Consider the following 18137-nt stretch of genomic DNA (forward strand, 5'->3'; position numbering starts at 1 on the left):
ATTCTTGAAGGGTCGCATCCGGTCGCCCCCGCGACCGACGATTAGGAGGACTCCGTGCCGCTCTCTGAGCACGAGCAGCGGATGCTCGAGCAGATGGAGCGAGCGCTGTACGCCGAAGATCCCAAGTTCGCGACAGCGCTCGAGGGAAGCGATCTGCGCACGCCGACCCGCAAGCGGGTCTACCAGGCGGTCGCGGGCTTTCTGGTGGGTATTGCGCTCCTGATGTCCGGAATGGTGGCGCAGATCATCTGGGTGAGCGTGGTGGGCTTCCTCGTGATGCTCGGTTGCGCCGTGCTCGCCGTCACCGGTTGGCGCAAGGACCCGAAGGCGGGCGAGGGCGAGGCGGAGGCCGGTGGAGAGGCAGCCGGTGCCGGTGCCTCCCGCAGCGGTCGCCGACAACCCAAGCAGCAGCGCAGCTCCATGATGAACCGTATAGAGAAGCGCTGGCAGCGTCGTCGGGACGAACAGCAGTAGCGGACCAGCAGGTGGGGTAGCGGCTCAGGGGCCGCAGCCCCCCCGGGGGGACGGGCGGAGCCCGTTTGCCGCCCACGCACGACAGGGGCCTCCCCGGCCGCCCGGGAGGCCCCTGTCGTGCGTCCGGCGATCCGGCCCCGGGGGGGGGACCCGCTCACCCGTCCGGCTCAGGCCCTCTGCAGCCTGCGCCGCAGACGGCGGGCGAGTCGCTCTGCACGCTGCCGCTGACAGCCCACCACGGCTGTCCATCCGGTCGAGGCGCGCCACACCACCCGGACGGCGGACCGGGGCAGGAGTAGCGCCCGCAGCCGTTCGCCGCGCGGGGCCGAGGCCCGCAGCCCGGAGCGCACCCGCTGGACGTCCGCGGCCTGTCCCGCCGCGGGCCGCGGGTACGGGGCGTAGAGCACCTGCTCCACCCCGGCCGCGAGCCGCTCGGCCGACCGGGCGGCCTCCGGGCCCAGCCGGCCGGACGCCGCCAGCCGGGCGGCCGCGGCGCGCGGTGTGGCCGAGTCCTCGGGGACGACACCGTGGTCCCACCCGGTGTCGAGCATCTCCCGCCAGGCGGCCAGAGTCCGTGCCGCCGGGTCGAGCCGCTGGGACCGACGGCCGACGCGCCCCGACCGGGCCCGTGTCCTCCACAGCAGCGGCAGCAGCAGCAACAGGGCCGCCAGCGCCGTGCTTCCGGCCCCGAGCAGGACCGGTTGCCAGGGGAAGCCGTCCTCGGCGGGGACTGCTCCCGCGTCCTGCTCCTCCTCGCCGCACTCACCGGTCCGGCGGAGCTCCGGCGGGCACTCCTCCTCGGCGATGGGCGCCTCGCTGGGCACCTCGGGGGCCTGCTCCTCCTCCGGGAGCTGTGTCTCCTCCTCGCCGGGCTCCGGCAGCGCCGGCCGGGCGTACACCGGGGTGCTGCCCCGGGACGGCGTGGGCTCGAAGCGGGTCCAGCCGACCCCCTCGAAGTACAGCTCCGGCCAGGCGTGCGCGTCCTGGAGCCCGATCTCCATGGCGTCCGAGCCGGCGGAGCGGCCCGGGGTGAACCCGACCGCCACTCGCGCGGGAATGCCGAGGGTGCGGGCCATGGCGCCCATCGAGAAGGCGAAGTGGACGCAGAAGCCCTCCTTCTGCTCCAGGAAGCGGGCGATCGCCTGGCTGCCGGTGCCGGCGCGCACCTCGGTGCTGTAGCTGAAGCCGCCCTCCCGGGCGAACCACTCCTGGAGCGCCAGGGCCCGCTCGTAGTTGTCGGCGGAGCCCGCGGTCACCGAGCGGGCGGTCTCCGCCACCACCCCGGGAAGCGAGTCCGGCACGCTGGTGTACTCGCGCTGGAGGCTGGCGGGCGGCTGCGGCGCGTTGGCCAGTTGCTCGACGGTCGGCCGCACGACGAGGCTCTCCACCTCGTAGCGGGCGCCCTTGGTGTCCTGCCCGCGGTCGCCGACGAGGGTTCGCCCGACAGGCTCGAACCGCCACCTGCCGTCGACCTGGACACGTTGCGCCGGGTAGGGCATCGGGAGCCAGCTCTGCGCGTACCAGTCGGCCGTTGCCACCCGGGTGGTGACGGTCTCGGTCTCCACCCCCGCGGACAGCCCGATCGGCTGCGGCAGCGGGTCCGGCACCGCCTGGATGCGCCGCTCGGAAGGCTTCCAGGCGGAGCCGTCGAACTGGTCGAGCGCGACGATCCGCGTGTACAGGTCCTGCTCGCTCTCCGCGTCGCTCTCGTAGGTGAGGACGGTGCGGTTCTCCGGCTGGTTGAGGCTGTCCTGGAGCGCCACCAGCGGGTTGACCGCGGAGACGGTGCCGTTGCCGCCGCCCCCGCGGCCGGTCGGGTCGAGCAGTCCGCTGTCCAGCGAGGGCAGCAGCGCGGGGACGAGCAGGGCGATGCCCAGGGCAGCGGCGCCGATCCGGTGGCCGTGGCGCAGGGGTGCGCTGGTCCGGTCGCCGTAGGCGGGGCTCGCGGCGCGGGCGGGCCGGCCGGGGCCGCCGCTGAACACCTGGCCCCACTGGGCGAGCCTGTCCCGGCCCTCCGCCAGCAGCAGGAGCAGGAACCCCGCCGCCGCGCACAGGAACCACAGCCACCGGGTGCCGTCCTGCGCGAGGCCGGCCGCCACCGAGTACAGGGCCAGCAGCGGCAGCCCGGCGGGCGCGGCGCTGCGGTAGGTGACGGCCAGGACGTCGACGAGCAGCCCGACGAGCAGCACGCCGCCGATCAGAAGCAGCCGGATGCCCTCGGTCAGCGGGGCGGGGGTGGCGAAGCGGCCGACGTCCTCGCTGCCCTCGGTCACCAGGGCGCCCAGCGTCGCCAGGCTGTCCGGTGAGGGGACGAGTCCGAGGAAGGCGTGATCCCGGACGAAGACGAAGGTCAGCAGCGGGAGTGCCAGCAGCGCCTGCACCGCGGCGACGAGCGGACGCGGCAGCGGCGTCCGCCGGGCCGCGGCCCCGACGGCGCTCTGCAGCCCGAGCAGCAGCGCCACCTGGAGCAGCCAGTCGGACGGTTCGACCAGCGGCAGAAGGGCGCTCGCGGACGCCATCGTGGCGATCCAGGCGCACAGCGCCAGCCGGATCCGTGCGCTCATCAGGAGATGCCTCCGCCGCTCGTCGCCGCCCGGTCGGCCTGTCGCCACAGCTCCGGCAGCGGCTCGTCGGGGGAGTAGGGGATCACTGTCCAGCCCGCTTCCCGTAGCCGGCGGACCGCCGCGCCCTCGTCGTCCGGGTCCGGCGCGGGGGCGGCGCCCTCCTCGCCGCCGGCTACGGGTTCGGGTCCGTCCGAGGCGGGGAGGAGCCCGGGCTCTCGGCTGACGAAGGCCACCGCGCCGGCGGCCCGCTGCCGGATCTGGCCGGCGATCGCTGCCTGTGCCGCGTCCAGACTGCCGAGGAAGGCCACGATCAGCCCCTCGTTGCCCGCCCTGACCGCGTCGTACGCCCGGGAGAGTCCGGGGTCCGCGGACTGCTCCACCCCGGCCAGGGTGTCGAGCAGCAGTCCCGCGGTGTCCGAGGGGTCCCCGTCGAAACCGTTTCCGGCCGGGCCGGGGGCGGTGCTGCCGGTGTCGGTCAGCAGCCGGACCCCGTAGCCGCGTTCGAGCAGGTGCATCACCACCGAGGCCGCGCCGGACACCGCCCATTCGAAGGCGGAGCCGGGTCCGCCGCCTCGCCAGGCGATCCGCCGGGTGTCGAGCAGCACCGTGCAGTGCGCCTGCTGCGGCTGCTCCTCCCGGCGGACCATCAGCCCGCCGTAGCGGGCGGTGGAGCGCCAGTGCACCCGACGCAGGTCGTCCCCGTGCCGGTACTCGCGCGGGATGACGTCGTCGTCGCCGGCGAGGGCCAGCGCCCGGTGCCGCCCGTCGCCGTAGCCGGAGTTGTCCCCGGCCAGCCGCACCGGGGGCAGGTGCACCACCTGCGGGACGACGGTCAGGGTGTCCCGGGCGCTGAAGCTGCGGGTCAGCTCGACCATGCCGAACGGGTCGGTCAACCGCAGTTGCAGCGGCCCGAGGAGGAAGCGCCCCCGCAGTTCGGAGCGCACCCGGTAGGAGACCTCGCGGCGGCCGCCCGGTTCGACCCGGTCGAGCACGAACCGCGGGCGGGGACCGAGCACCTGGGGCACCCGGTCCTGGAGCATCAGCAGCCCCGTGGGCAGCTTGGAGATGTTGTCGATCCGCAGCCGCACCTGGGCGTGGCTGCCCACCGGAGCGCGGTTCGGGGCGAGCAGTCTGGACCCGGTGACGCGGTGCCGGGTCCGGTGGAGGACCAGGACGCCGACTGTCGGGAGGGCCGCCAGCAGCATCCCCACCCGCAGCAGGTCGCCCTGGCCCAGCACGTAGGCGCACACGGCCGCCGCCAGTCCCGCGGCCAGGAACGAGCGGCCGCGGGTGGTGAGGCCGCCCAGTGCGGCACGCAGCGACCCGTGCTGTCCGCCACCGTCCCCGGCCGCCATCAGGGCCTCCGCGGCGGCTGCTGGTCGTTCCGCCAGGGGCCGTCCCGCCATCGCTGTGGACCGGTGTCCGGCACGCCGGTGCGCTGCACGATCTCGGTCACCACCTGCTCGGCCGAGCGCCGGTCGAGCTGGGCCTGCGCGGTCGGCAGCAGCCGGTGGGCGAGCACCGGGCCGGCCAGTGCCTGCACGTCGTCGGGGAGGACGAAGTCCCGGCCGTCGAGGGCCGCCCCGGCCTTGGCGGCCCGCAGCAGTTGCAGCGTGGCTCGCGGAGACGCGCCCAGCCGCAGCTCCGGGTGGTTGCGGGTGGCGGTCACCAGTTCCACCGCGTAGCGGCGCACCGACTCGGCCACGTGGACGTTGCGGACGGCCTCGATGAGCTTGGCTATGTCGTGCGCGTGCGCCACCGGCTGGAGGTCCTCCAGCGGCGACACGCCGCCGTGCACGTCCAGCATCTCCAGTTCGGCCTCCTGGCTCGGGTAGCCGATGGAGACCCGGGCCATGAAGCGGTCCCGCTGCGCCTCGGGCAGCGGGTAGGTCCCCTCCATCTCGACCGGGTTCTGCGTGGCCACCACCATGAACGGGTCCGGCAGCCGGTAGGTCTGCCCGTCCACGGTCACCTGGCGCTCCTCCATGGACTCCAGCAGGGCCGACTGGGTCTTGGGGGAGGCGCGGTTGATCTCGTCGCCGATCACGATCTGCGCGAAGACGGCCCCGGGCTTGAACTCGAACTCCTTGCGCTGCTGGTCGTAGACGCTCACCCCGGTGATGTCGGAGGGCAGCAGGTCCGGCGTGAACTGGATGCGCCGCACCGAGCAGTCGACCGAGCGCGCCAGTGCCTTGGCGAGCATGGTCTTGCCCACCCCCGGCACGTCCTCGATCAGCAGGTGGCCCTCGGCGAGCAGGACGGTCAGCGACAGCCGTACGACTTCCGGCTTGCCCTCGATCACCTGCTCCATCGCGCGGCGGATTGCGTCCGCGGTGGTGGTCAGATCGCTGAGTCTCGCTCGCTCGTCATAGGTCGTCACCCGGCCCTCCTCGGCCCGTTGCACAGAACGCTCCCGGGGTACCGGGACCGATCCGACCGGAAACACGCCGGCACCGCGTCGCCGACGGATGCCCTGGACGGTTCATTCTTCATGTACATCGACTCTCACGTCACCGTTCCGTGCCGATCTGCGGATCGATCTCCCGCAGCAGCCCCGTCGTCACGTCGAAGACGAACCCGCGCACTTCATCAGTGTGCGGGAGGAAGGGAGAGGTGCGTACCTTCTCCATCGACTGGCGTACGTCCTGGTCGAGGTCCCGGAAGGCCTCGATCGCCCATGTCGGGCGCTGCCCCACCTCCAGTTCCAGTTCCTGCCGGAAGTCCTCGGTGAGGTCGAGCAGGCCGCAGCCGGTGTGGTGGATCAGTACCACCGACCGGGTCCGCAGGGCGCGCTGGCTGATGGTGAGGGAGCGGATGACGTCGTCCGTGACCACGCCGCCCGCGTTGCGGATGGTGTGGCAGTCGCCCAGTTCCAGGCCCAGAGCGGCGTGCAGGTCCAGCCGGGCGTCCATGCACGCGACCACGGCCACCCCCAGCACCGGCTGGGCGTCCATCCCGGGGTCGGTGAAGCGGGACGCGTACTCTTTGTTGGCTACGACAAGACGGTCGGTGACCGTGCCGTCGTTCGGTGAGGTCGGCATGGGGAGACGGTATCCGGGCGAGGCCGGCGGGGCCCGCTGCGGGGCCGGGCGGGCCGGGCAGCGGAGTGGCCTGTGAGCTACCCCACAGCACGCGGCCGAACAGCCTGCGCGCCGGGTCGGAGCGCGGCCGCGAGCCGGTCGGGTGACGCGCCCCCGGGGTTGGTTGACCGGGGGGACGGGTGGACTAAAGTGACGCGAAGTGGGAGGCGCGAGAGCGCGGGTCCAGCCGAGATCGGGCCCCGGCCCGGCATCCCCCCTGTGCGCGGCCGCGCACACGGCGGTTCGACCTCCTCCCGCTCACGGCTGCCCGACACCGCTTCCCCGGTGCCAGGAGGCTGCTTCCCCTTCAGAGCGGGCGGGGACCGAGCTGTACCCGCAGCAGCCCGCGCCGGACCTCGGAGGGCGCATGACCAGCAGCGACCAGCGGCACGTACCCGTCATGCTGCGGCGGTGCCTGGATGTGCTCGCCCCCGCCCTGGAGCGGCCGGGGGCGGTGGTGGCGGACTGCACGCTCGGCCTGGGCGGTCACAGCGAGGCCCTGCTGGAGCGCTTCCCCGAGGCCCGGCTGCTCGCCCTCGACCGCGACCGCTCCGCCCTCGAACTCGCCGGCGCGCGGCTCGCCCGGTTCGGCGAGCGGGTGACCGCGGTGCACGCCGTGTACGACGAACTCCCCGCGGTCCTGGACCGGCTCGGGACGCCCGCGGTGCAGGGCGTCCTCTTCGACCTCGGCGTGTCCTCCATGCAGCTCGACGAGGCCGACCGCGGCTTCGCGTACGCGCAGGACGCCCCGCTGGACATGCGGATGGACCAGAGCACCGGGGTCTCCGCTGCCGAGGTGCTCAACACCTACCCGGCCGGCGACCTGGTGCGGCTGCTGCGTGGCTACGGCGAGGAGAAGCAGGCCCGCCGGATCGTGGAGGCGGTGGTGCGCGAGCGGCAGAAGGAACCCTTCTCGCACAGCGCGCGGCTCGTCGAGCTGATCCGGGAGGCCCTGCCGCAGGCCGTGAAACGCACCGGCGGCAACCCCGCCAAGCGCACCTTCCAGGCGCTGCGCATCGAGGTCAACGGGGAGCTGGCGGTGCTGGAGCGGGCGATACCCGCGGCGGTCGGCGCCCTCGCGGTCGGCGGCAGGATCGCCGTGCTCTCCTACCACTCGCTGGAGGACCGGCTGGTGAAGAAGGTGCTCACGGCCGGCGCGACCGGCACCGCACCCCACGGGCTCCCGGTCGTCCCCGAGCGCTACCAGCCGCGGCTCCGGCTGCTCACCCGCGGTGCCGAACTGCCCGACGAGGAAGAGGTCGCCCGCAACCGCCGTGCCGCCCCGGCCCGGCTGCGGGCCGCGGAACGGATTCGGGAGGACAACGCGGCATGACACCCCAGCCCCGCCCGGGCCGGTTCTCGCACCTGATGACGCCCGCAGGCAGCGGCGGAGCGGCCCGTACCCCGTTCGTCCTGCTGATCGTCCTGCTGCTGGGCAGCGGGCTGCTCGTCCTGCTGCTGCTCAACGCCTCGGTCAACCAGGGGTCGTTCGAACTGAGCGAGCTCAAGCAGCAGACCAAGGAGTGGACTGACGAGGAGCAGGCGCTCCAGGAGGACGTGGACGCCTACGCGGCCCCGGACGCGCTGGACCGCCGCGCCCGCGAACTCGGCCTGGTCCCGGGCGGCAGCCCGGTCTTCCTCCGCCCGGACGGCTCCGTAGCGGGCGACCCCGCACCGGCCGTCCTCGATCCAGGGAGGTGACGTCGTGACGTCCCCCAGTGACGTACGCAGTGCCGGGGCCGCCCGGTGAGCCCCAAGGACCCCGAGGACCGCACCGGGGCCGCCAGGGGGCGCGGGGAACCGCGCCGTCGTGTCCCCCGTCCGTCCCGCTCCGCGCCGCCGCGCGCCGCGCGGCCGGCGGTCGGCCGTACCCGCCGTACCCGCGGGGGCGGGCCCGAGAGGGCCGCACCGGCCGGCTCCGGCGCGGCGAAGCCCGCGGCCGCCCGGCCCCGCCCTGCCGCGCGCCCCCGACCGGCCTCCGGGGCGCGTCCGCCGAAGGCGCGCGCCCCGCGGCGGCAGGCCGCGGGCGGCGGCACGCTGCGGCTGGGCCGCCCCAGGCCGCGGCTGCGCCTGCTCAGCATCGGTCTGACGATGATCGTGCTGGCCTTCACCGTGCGGCTGCTCCAGGTGCAGGTCGTCGACGCGGCCAGCTACGCCGAGCAGGCCGACGTCAACCGCTACGTCACGGTGCCGATCGCGGCCGAGCGTGGCACGGTCACCGACCGTTGGGGACGCGAGCTGGCCACCACCGTCGACGCCTACGACATCACCGCCGACCCGTACTATTTCCTGCCCGAGCAGGCCGGGATCCCCGACGCCCCCGAACGTGCCGCCGCGCTGCTGGGCCCGATACTGGGCCTGGACGAGGCCGCACTGACCCGGAAGCTGAGTGATCCGCCCGCCCCGCGGTACGTCATGCTCGACCGCCGGCAGAGCCCGCAGGCCTGGCGGCAGATCCAGGACCTCAAGAGCGCCCTGGCCGACAAGGAGCAGAAGGAGACCGGCACCAACGTGCTGGCGGGCATCTACGCGGAGCCCCGGGCCAAGCGCGTCTACCCGAACAAGGAGCTCGCCGCCGGCGTGCTCGGCTTCGTCAACTCCGAGGGCGACGGTGGCGGCGGCCTGGAGGCGCAGCTGGACAAGCGCCTCGCCGGGACCGACGGCCGGATCACCTACGCCCAGTCCGCGGGCCGCCGGGTGCCGACCGCGGGCTCGGAGGAGCGCTCCGCCACCCCGGGCACCGGTATGGAGCTGACGATCGACCGGGACATCCAGTGGTCGGCGCAGCGGGCGATCACCGAGCAGGTGGAGAAGTCGGACGCCGACAGCGGCTACGTGATCGTCCAGGACACCCGCAACGGGGAGATCCTGGCGATGGCCAACGCGCCGGGCTACGATCCCAACGACCTCTCCTCGGTCGGCGCCGGCGCCCTGGGCAATCCGGCGCTCCAGGACGTCTACGAACCCGGTTCCACCGCGAAGCTGATGACGATGGCCGCGGTGCTGGAGGAGGGCGTCGCCGCCCCCGACACCCGGGTCACCGTGCCCAACCGGCTGTCCAGGGCGGGCCGGGCCTTCGCCGACGACCACGACCACGAGACGTACTACCTGACGCTGGCCGGGGTGCTGGCGAAGTCCAGCAACATCGGCACCATCCTGGCGGCCGAACGGCTCGGCACCACGCAGGAGCAGGCCAACGAGGTGCTGTACTCCTACCTGCGCGACTTCGGCGTCGGCCGCCCCACCGGGCTCGGGTTCCCCGGCGAGACGGACGGCCTGCTGGCCGCCCCGCAGGACTGGAACGCCTCCCAGCAGCACACCATCCCGTTCGGCCAGGGCGTCTCGGTGAACGCGATGCAGGCCGCCTCGGTGTACTCCACGATCGCCGCCGGCGGCGTGCGCATCGAGCCGACGCTGGTGCGCGGCACCATCGGCCCGGACGGCCGGTACGCCGCGGCGCCCGAGCCCGACAAACGGCGTGTCGTCAGCGCCGGGACGGCGAAGAAGCTCACCTGGATGCTCGAAGGGGTCGTCGCCGACGAGGAGGGCACCGGCAAGGTCGCCCGGATCCCCGGGTACCGGGTCGCGGGCAAGACCGGCACCTCGAACCGGGTGGACCCGCAGACCGGCCGCTACAACGGCTACACCGCCTCCTTCGCCGGGTTCGCGCCCGCCGACGATCCGCGGGTGACCGTCTACTGCGCCGTCCAGGACCCCAAGAAGGGCAGCTACTACGGCAGCGAGGTCTGCGGACCCGTCACCAAGGAAGTGATGCAGTTCTCGCTCAAGACCCTCCAGGCCGCACCGAGCGGAAAGAAGCCCCCGGGGCTGCCCACCACCTTCACCCCGGGTGAATGAGGGGAAGCACGCACGTGACCTCGACCACCGACGCCGCCGGCCCGCCGGGCCCCTCGCTTCGCGGCCGTCCCGCTCCGCCCGGTAATCTCACCGCCGTGCCACAAGCTGATCAGAACCCATCCGCCCCGCCCCGCCCCACCGGCCTCCGGCCGGTCCCGCTCGGGGAACTCGCCCGGTCGCTGGACGTCCCGGCGCCGGGGCAGCCGGCAGCCGACGCCGCCGTCACCGGCATCACGCACGACTCGCGCGCGGTGCGTCCCGGCGACATCTACGCCGCGCTGCCGGGTGCCCGGTTCCACGGCGCCGACTTCGCCGGCCAGGCCCGCTCGCTGGGCGCCGCCGCGGTGCTGACCGACCCCGCCGGGGTCGAACGCGCCGAGGCCGCCGGGTTGCCGGTGCTCGCCGTGCCCGACCCGCGGGCCCGCATGGGCCGGCTCGCCGCCACCATCTACGACGAGCCGGGCCGCGACCTGCTCCAGATCGGCATCACCGGCACCTCGGGGAAGACCACCACCGCCTACCTGATCGACGGCGGGCTGCGGGCCGCCGCCAAGGAGGGCGAGCTCACCGGCCTGATCGGCACGGTGGAGTCCCGGATCGGGAACGAGCGGCTCAAGTCCGAGCGGACCACCCCGGAGGCCACCGAACTCCAGGCGCTGTTCGCGGTGATGCGCGAACGCGGTGTCACCTCCGTCGCCATGGAGGTGTCCAGCCACGCGCTGGTGCTCGGCCGGGTCGACGGCTGCGTCTTCGACGTGGCGGTGTTCAACAACCTCAGTCCCGAGCACCTCGACTTCCACCCGGACATGGAGGACTATTTCCGGGCGAAGTCCCAACTCTTCACCACCGCGCGTTCCCGCACCGGGGTCGTCAACATCGACGACGAGTACGGGCTGAGGCTGGTGCGGGAGTCCGAGGTCCCGGTCGTCACCTTCTCCGCCGAGGGCCACCCGGATGCCCACTGGCGCGCCGAGGACGTGGAGGTGGGACCGCTCGGCTCCACCTTCACCGCGGTCGGCCCCGACGGGACGCGGGTGGCGGCCGAGGCGCCGCTGCCCGGCGCGTTCAACGTCTCCAACGCCCTCGCCGCCCTCGTCGCCCTCGTCGCCGCGGGCATCGACGCGCGGACGGCAGCCGACGGGGTGGCCGCCGTGCCGGGCGTCCCCGGCCGGCTGGAGCGGGTGGACGCCGGCCAGCCCTTCCTGGCGTTGGTCGACTACGCGCACAAGACCGACGCCGTCGAGTCGGTGCTGCGGGCGGTGAGCAGGGTGACCGAGGGCAGCGTGCACGCCGTCCTCGGATGCGGCGGCGACCGCGACCCGCACAAGCGCCGCTCGATGGGGGCGGCACTGGCGCGGCTCTCCGACACCGCTGTGCTGACCTCGGACAACCCGCGTTCCGAGGATCCGCTGGCGATCCTCGCCACCATGCTCGCCGGCGCCTCCGAGGTGCCGCAGCACGAGCGCGGGACGGTCCTGCTGGAGGAGGACCGGGCGGCGGCCATCGCGGTCGCCGTGGCCAGGGCCGAACCGGGCGACACCGTGATCGTCGCAGGCAAGGGCCACGAGCAGGGCCAGGACATCCACGGGGTGATCCGGCCGTTCGACGACCGCCGGGTGCTGCGGCTGGCCATCGAGGGGCGGCTGAACCGATGATCCCCCTGACTCTCGCCGAGATCGCCGAGGCGACCGGCGGGCAACCGCACGACATACCGGACCCCGGGGTCCGCGTCACCGGCCCGGTCGTCATCGACTCCCGGCAGGCCGCCGAGGGCAGCCTGTTCGCCGCTTTCGACGGCGAGCACGTGGACGGCCACGACTTCGCCGGGCGGGCCGTGGCCGCCGGGGCGGTGGCCGTCCTCGCCACCCGGCCGGTGGGGGCGCCCGCGGTGGTCGTCGAGGACGTCGTCGCCGCACTGGGCGTGCTGGCCCGCCGCTCCGTGGCCGCGCTGGGCACCTCCGTGGTCGCCCTCACCGGCTCGGCCGGCAAGACCAGTACCAAGGACCTCATCGCCCAGTTGCTGGAGCGCCTGGCCCCCACGGTGTGGACGCCCGGCTCGCTCAACAACGAGATCGGCCTGCCCCTGACCGCGTTGCGGGCCGACCGCGACACCCGGCACCTGGTGCTGGAGATGGGAGCCCGCGGCAAGGGCCACATCCGCTACCTCACCGGGCTGACCCCGCCCCGCGTCGGCGTGGTGCTCAACGTCGGCAGCGCCCACATCGGGGAGTTCGGCGGCCGTGAGCAGATCGCGGAGGCCAAGGGCGAGATGGTCGAGGGGCTGCCCGCCGCGGTGGACGGCGGCGTGGCGGTGCTCAACGGCGACGACCCGCTCGTCCGCGCGATGGCCGGGCGCACCCGCGCCAGGGTGCTGTTCTTCGGCGAGGGCGACATCTCCCCGGACGCCGCGGTGCGCGCCGAGAACGTCGAGCTGACCGAAGACGGACGGCCGTCCTTCCGTCTTCGGACACCCTCCGGGTGCAGCACCGTGACCATGCGCCTGTACGGTGAGCACCACGTGTCGAACGCGCTTGCCGCGGCGGCCGTTGCCCATGAACTGGGCATGCCCGCCGAGCACATCGCACAGGCGCTCAGCGACGCGGGCACGCTCTCCCGGTGGCGGATGGAGGTCACCGAACGCGCCGACGGCGTGACCGTCGTCAACGACGCGTACAACGCGAACCCGGAGTCGATGCGGGCCGCGCTCCGCGCGCTCGTGGCGATCGCCGGCGGACGGACCAGGGGCAGTGGACGTCGTACATGGGCGGTGCTCGGGGAGATGGCCGAACTCGGTGAGGCGGCGCTCGCGGAGCACGACGCGGTCGGACGGCTCGCCGTCCGACTCAACGTCAGCAAGCTCGTGGCAGTCGGTGGCCGAGCGGCCGCCTGGCTGGACATGGGCGCCAAGAACGAGGGTTCGTGGGGTGAGGAGTCGGTGCACGTGTCCGACGCTCGGGCGGCGATCGACCTGTTGCGCAGTGAACTGCGTCCGGGGGATGTCGTACTGGTGAAGGCTTCCCGTTCAGCAGGCCTGGAGCAGGTCGCGCACGACCTGCTCACCGACGTGGATGGCGAGGTCGCCGGTCGATGAGGCAGATCCTCTTCTCCGGGGTCATCGGGCTCTTCCTGACGTTGATCGGCACCCCGCTGCTGATCAAGCTGCTGGCCCGCAAGGGGTACGGGCAGTTCATCCGGGACGACGGCCCGCGGGACCACCACAGCAAGCGCGGCACCCCCACGATGGGTGGCATCGCGTTCATCCTGGCCACCTTCGTGGCCTACGCGCTCACCAAGATGCTCACCGGCAGCGAGCCGAGCATGTCCGGTCTCCTGGTGCTCTTCCTGATGGGCGGCATGGGACTGGTCGGTTTCCTGGACGACTACATCAAGATCGTGAAGCAGCGCAGCCTGGGGCTGCGGGCCAAGGCGAAGATGCTCGGCCAGTTGGTCGTCGGCATCTCGTTCGCGGTCCTCTCGCTGAACTTCGAGGACCTGCGGGGCAACGCCCCGGCCTCAGACCGGCTGTCCTTCACCGAGGACTTCGGGTGGCAGATCGGCCCGGTGCTCTTCGTCATCTGGGCGCTGTTCATGATCCTGGCGATGTCCAACGGCGTGAACCTCACCGACGGACTGGACGGGCTGGCCACCGGCGCCTCGGTGATGGTCTTCGGCGCCTACACCTTCATCGGTGTCTGGCAGTACCAGGACTCCTGCGCCATCACCGGCAGCCCGAGCTGCTTCGAGGTCCGTGACCCGCTCGACCTCGCGGTGGTCGCGGCGGCCCTCATGGGCGCCTGCTTCGGCTTCCTGTGGTGGAACACCTCGCCCGCCAAGATCTTCATGGGCGACACCGGTTCACTGGCCCTCGGCGGCGCGCTCGCCGGTCTGGCGATCCTCTCCAGGACCGAGCTGCTGCTCGCCATCCTGGGCGGACTGTTCGTCCTGATCACCATGTCGGTGGTCATCCAGGTGGGTTCGTTCCGGCTCACCGGGAAGCGCGTCTTCAAGATGGCACCGCTCCAGCACCACTTCGAACTCAAGGGCTGGAGCGAGGTCCTGGTGGTCGTCCGGTTCTGGATCATCCAGGGCATGTGCGCCATCGTCGGCATCGGGCTCTTCTACGCGGCCTGGGCGGCGCGGAAGTGACCGGCGGCCGGGCGGCGGACGCGGAGTCCCGGGCAGCCGCCCGGGAGTTCCGCGGCCGCCGCGCCGCGGTGGCCGGCCTCGGGGTGAGCGGCGTCAGCGCCGCCCGGGTCCTCGCCGGGCTGGGCGCCGAGGTCACGGTCCTGGACGGCGGCGACGGTCCCACGCACCGCGAACGCGCGGCCGAACTCGCCGAGTCCGGCATCGCCGCGCGGCTGGGCGACGGCGACACCCTGCCCGAGGGCACCGAGCTGGTCGTCACCTCCCCCGGCTGGTCGCCCGGCTCCGCCCTGTTCGCCGCCGCGGCCGAGGCGGACGTCCCGGTCTGGGGCGACGTGGAACTCGCCTGGCGGCTGCGCGGCCCGAACGCGGCGCCCTGGCTAGCGGTCTCCGGCACGAACGGCAAGACCAGCACCGTCCAGATGCTGGCCGCCATCCTGCGCGCCGCCGGACTGCGTACCGCCCCCGTCGGCAACATCGGCACCCCGATCGTGGACGTGGTGCTCTCCGAGGTGCCCCACGACGTGCTGGCGGTCGAGCTGTCCAGCTACCAGCTCCACTGGGCGCCCTCGGTACGTGCGCACTCCGCCGCGGTGCTCAACCTGGCCCCCGACCACCTGGACTGGCACGGCTCGATGGAGGCGTACGCCGCCGACAAGGGCCGGATCTACGCCGGCAACCAGGTGGCCTGCGTCTACAACGCGGCCGATCCGGCGACCGAGGCGCTGGTCCGGGAGGCGGACGTGGCCGAGGGGGCGCGGGCGATCGGCTTCACCCCCGGGGTGCCGCGGCCCTCCGAGTTCGGCGTGGTCGACGGCATCCTCGTCGACCGGGCGTTCCTCCCCGACCGCGGCGCGCGGGCGCAGGAACTGGCCGAGGTGGCCGACATCGCGCCCGGGACCGGTGGTGCGGCCCCGCACAACATCGCCAACGCGCTCGCGGCGGCCGCCCTGGCACGGGCGTACGGAGTGCCTGCCCAGGCGGTGCGGGACGGGCTGCGGGCCTTCCGCCCCGACTCCCACCGGATCGCCCGGGTGGCGGACGTGGGCGGCGTCGCCTACGTGAACGACTCCAAGGCCACCAACACGCACGCCGCACAGGCCTCGCTCGCGGCCTACGACCCGGTGGTGTGGATCGCGGGCGGCCTGGCCAAGGGCGCCGCCTTCGACGAGCTGGTGACGGCCTCGGCGCCCCGGCTACGGGGGGTGGTGCTGATGGGTGCCGACCGGCGCACCATCGCCGAAGCCCTGCGGCGACACGCCCCGGATGTGCCGGTCGTCGACCTCGACCGGACGGACACTGGGTCGATGGCGGCGGCGGTGCGGGCGGCAGCGGACCTCGCCCGCCCCGGCGACACCGTGCTGCTGGCCCCGGCCTGCGCCTCGATGGACATGTTCACCAACTACGGTCAGCGCGGCGACGCCTTCGCCGCCGCCGTCGGCGACCTGGCGGACGGCAGCGCAGTGCACGAGCAGTGACCCGCCGGTTCCCACCCCGGGGCCGCCCGCGCGGGTTCCAGGAGGGGACGTGGACAGATGACGGCGGACAACCGGCTCACCCGGCGGGCCCGGACGGCCCGGCGGCCGCCCGGGCGGTCCCGCGGCCCGTCCGGCGCCCCGCCGCCCGCGCCGCCTGGAACACCGCCGTGGGCACCGGCGGTCCAGGCGGCACGGCGGGCCCACGAGCGGGCCAGAAGGGCCTGGGGCCGCCCGCTGACCGCCTACTACCTCATCATCGGCGGCAGTCTGCTGATCACTCTGCTCGGGCTGGTGATGGTGTTCTCCGCCTCCCAGATCCAGGCGCTGCGCTACGACCTGCCGGCCACCTACTACTTCCGGAAGCAGTTGGTGGCCGCGGCGCTCGGCGCAGTGCTGCTGCTCGTCGCCTCCCGGATGCCCGTGCGGCTGCTGCGCGCGCTGTCCTACCCGATGCTGACCGCCGCGCTGTTCCTGCTGCTCCTGGTGCAGATCCCCGGCGTGGGAGTGGAGGTCAACGGCAGCACCAACTGGATCCGCCTCGGCGGCCCGTTCATGCTCCAGCCCAGCGAGTTCGCCAAGTTGGCGCTGTTGGTGTGGGGGGCCGACCTGCTCGCCCGCAAGGGCGAGAAGCGGCTGCTGGGGCAGTGGAAGCACCTGCTGGTGCCGCTGGTGCCCGGCGCGCTGCTGGTGTGCGCACTGGTGATGGCCGGTGACGACATGGGCACCGTGATGATCATCACGGGCATACTGTTCGGCCTGCTCTGGCTCGCCGGTGCGCCGATGCGCCTGTTCGCCGGCGCGCTGGGGGCGGCCGTGGTGGTCGGCACCGTCCTCATCCTGTCCAGTCCGCACCGGATGAACCGCCTCGCCTGCCTGGGCGCGACCGAGCCGGGCCCGGACGACCGGTGCTGGCAGGCCCTCCATGGCACCTACGCGCTGGCCTCCGGCGGCTGGTTCGGCTCCGGGCTCGGGGCGAGCGTGGAGAAATGGGGCGAACTGCCCGAGCCCCACACGGACTTCATCTTCGCCATCACCGGTGAGGAACTGGGCCTGGCGGGGACGCTGTCGGTCCTCACCCTCTTCGCGGCTCTAGGCTATGCGGGTATCCGCGTGGCCGGACGCACGGAGGACCCCTTCGTCAGGTATGCCGCGGGAGGGGTGACGACCTGGCTCCTGGTCCAGTTCGTCATCAACATCGGTGCGGTGCTCGGGCTCCTGCCCATCGCCGGTGTGCCCCTGCCGCTGTTCTCCTACGGGGGGTCGGCCCTGCTGCCGACGATGTTCGCCATCGGGCTGCTGATCGCTTTCGCGCGCAGCGACCCCGCCGCACACGCGGCACTGGCCATGCGGCAGCCTGGTGTCCGCGGGACGCTGGCTGGGGTGAGACGGAAGACGATGAGACGGCGCGTCAAGAGCCCGCCGTCCGGAGAGCGGTGAATTTCGGTGCATGTCGTACTCGCCGGTGGGGGGACCGCCGGCCACATCGAGCCCGCGCTCGCCCTCGCGGATGCCCTGCGTCGGCAGGACCCGACCGTGGGGATCACGGCACTGGGCACGGAACGAGGCCTGGAGACCCGGCTGGTGCCGGAGCGCGGCTACGCGCTGGAGCTCATTCCCGCGGTGCCGCTGCCGCGGAAGCCGACCCCGGAGCTGATCACGGTCCCGGGTCGGCTGCGGGGCACCATCAAGGCCACCGAGCAGGTGCTGGAGCGCACCAAGGCCGACTGTGTGGTGGGCTTCGGCGGCTACGTCGCCCTGCCCGCCTACCTGGCGGCCAAGCGGCTGGGCGTGCCGATCGTGGTCCACGAGGCGAACGCCAGGCCGGGGCTCGCCAACAAGATCGGCTCACGCTACACGCAGCACGTGGCCGTCTCCTCGCCGGACAGCAAGCTGCGGCACGCCCGGTACGTCGGCATCCCGCTGCGCCGCTCCATCGCCACGCTCGACCGGAACGCGGCGCGCCCGCAGGCCCGCGCCGATTTCGGGCTGGACCAGAACCTTCCCACCCTGCTGGTCTCGGGCGGCTCGCAGGGCGCACGGCGGCTGAACGAGGTGGTGGCCGCGGCCGCGCCGTCGCTCCAGCGGTCGGGTGTGCAGATCCTGCACGCCGTCGGACCGAAGAACGAATTGCCGCACACGGACAACATGTCGGGAATGCCGCCGTATCTCCCGGTACCGTATCTGGACCGGATGGACCTCGCTTACGCCGCGGCCGACATGATGCTGTGCCGGGCCGGTGCGATGACCGTCGCCGAACTCTCCGCCGTCGGGTTGCCCGCCGCCTACGTCCCGCTGCCGATCGGCAACGGCGAACAGCGGCTCAACGCCCAGCCGGTGGTCAAGGCCGGCGGCGGAATGCTCGTCGACGACGCCGAGCTGACGGTGGAATGGATCCAGGAGCAGGTCCTGCCCGTCCTCACCGACCCGCACCGGCTCTACGACATGGCGCGGGCCGCGGCCGAGTTCGGCCGTCCGGACGCCGACGAACTCCTGGTCGGCATGGTGTTCGAAGCGATCGCGGCGCGTCGGCAGGGCTGATC

The 18137-nt window shown here is 73.4% G+C and carries 14 protein-coding genes; 10 read left to right on the top strand and 4 right to left on the bottom strand.

Translation table 11 applies throughout. The features are described from left to right. The first annotated feature begins 54 nt into the window (after positions 1-54). Positions 55-474, top strand: coding sequence for a DUF3040 domain-containing protein (locus H300_RS0100920; protein WP_028425899.1), 420 nt, complete (start codon positions 55-57; stop codon positions 472-474). A gap of 167 nt (positions 475-641) precedes the next feature. On the opposite strand, the gene H300_RS0100925 is transcribed toward H300_RS0100920, so the two are convergent. The 4 genes from H300_RS0100925 to H300_RS24335 form a co-directional block, all read right to left on the bottom strand. Then, a complete protein-coding gene (locus tag H300_RS0100925) occupies positions 642-3038 on the bottom strand; it encodes a transglutaminase TgpA family protein (RefSeq protein WP_028425900.1) in 2397 nt (798 codons plus the stop codon). Continuing rightward, positions 3038-4393: a DUF58 domain-containing protein gene (locus H300_RS0100930; RefSeq protein WP_028425901.1), complete on the bottom strand. Its 1356-nt coding sequence runs from the start codon at positions 4391-4393 to the stop codon at positions 3038-3040. The genes H300_RS0100925 and H300_RS0100930 overlap by 1 nt, the downstream gene beginning before the upstream one ends. Then, positions 4393-5418, bottom strand: a complete 1026-nt coding sequence (locus H300_RS24330) for an AAA family ATPase (RefSeq protein WP_051269323.1) — start codon at positions 5416-5418, stop codon at positions 4393-4395. The genes H300_RS0100930 and H300_RS24330 overlap by 1 nt, the downstream gene beginning before the upstream one ends. Positions 5419-5548: 130 nt before the next feature. Next, entirely contained in the window at positions 5549-6079 is a 531-nt protein-coding gene (locus H300_RS24335) for a beta-class carbonic anhydrase (RefSeq protein ID WP_037978790.1), read from the bottom strand. A gap of 406 nt (positions 6080-6485) precedes the next feature. Between H300_RS24335 and rsmH the strand changes: the two genes are divergently transcribed. The 9 genes from rsmH to murG are packed head-to-tail and all read left to right on the top strand — an operon-like array spanning position 6486 to position 18135. Next, on the top strand, positions 6486-7451 hold the full coding sequence (rsmH, locus tag H300_RS0100945; RefSeq protein WP_028425902.1) for a 16S rRNA (cytosine(1402)-N(4))-methyltransferase RsmH: 966 nt from the start codon (positions 6486-6488) through the stop codon (positions 7449-7451). Beyond that, positions 7448-7819: a cell division protein FtsL gene (ftsL, locus tag H300_RS24340; RefSeq protein ID WP_037978791.1), complete on the top strand. Its 372-nt coding sequence runs from the start codon at positions 7448-7450 to the stop codon at positions 7817-7819. Before rsmH ends, ftsL begins: the two co-directional genes overlap by 4 nt. Before the next feature lie 45 nt (positions 7820-7864). Continuing rightward, a complete protein-coding gene (locus tag H300_RS24345) occupies positions 7865-9976 on the top strand; it encodes a peptidoglycan D,D-transpeptidase FtsI family protein (RefSeq protein ID WP_051269255.1) in 2112 nt (703 codons plus the stop codon). Next, entirely contained in the window at positions 9973-11631 is a 1659-nt protein-coding gene (locus H300_RS24350) for a UDP-N-acetylmuramoyl-L-alanyl-D-glutamate--2,6-diaminopimelate ligase (protein ID WP_051269256.1), read from the top strand. Before H300_RS24345 ends, H300_RS24350 begins: the two co-directional genes overlap by 4 nt. Continuing rightward, positions 11628-13067: a UDP-N-acetylmuramoyl-tripeptide--D-alanyl-D-alanine ligase gene (locus H300_RS0100965; RefSeq protein ID WP_028425903.1), complete on the top strand. Its 1440-nt coding sequence runs from the start codon at positions 11628-11630 to the stop codon at positions 13065-13067. Before H300_RS24350 ends, H300_RS0100965 begins: the two co-directional genes overlap by 4 nt. Then, positions 13064-14122: a phospho-N-acetylmuramoyl-pentapeptide-transferase gene (mraY, locus tag H300_RS0100970; RefSeq protein WP_028425904.1), complete on the top strand. Its 1059-nt coding sequence runs from the start codon at positions 13064-13066 to the stop codon at positions 14120-14122. The genes H300_RS0100965 and mraY overlap by 4 nt, the downstream gene beginning before the upstream one ends. After that, positions 14119-15597: a UDP-N-acetylmuramoyl-L-alanine--D-glutamate ligase gene (gene murD / locus H300_RS0100975; RefSeq protein ID WP_051269258.1), complete on the top strand. Its 1479-nt coding sequence runs from the start codon at positions 14119-14121 to the stop codon at positions 15595-15597. Before mraY ends, murD begins: the two co-directional genes overlap by 4 nt. A gap of 57 nt (positions 15598-15654) precedes the next feature. After that, a complete protein-coding gene (gene ftsW / locus H300_RS0100980) occupies positions 15655-17034 on the top strand; it encodes a putative lipid II flippase FtsW (protein WP_028425906.1) in 1380 nt (459 codons plus the stop codon). Positions 17035-17040: 6 nt separating this feature from the next. Then, positions 17041-18135 (top strand): undecaprenyldiphospho-muramoylpentapeptide beta-N-acetylglucosaminyltransferase, encoded by a 1095-nt coding sequence (murG, locus tag H300_RS0100985; RefSeq protein WP_028425907.1) that lies wholly within the window; start codon positions 17041-17043, stop codon positions 18133-18135. Positions 18136-18137 lie beyond the last annotated feature (2 nt).

It is taken from the genome of Streptomyces sp. TAA040 (genome assembly GCF_000424845.1).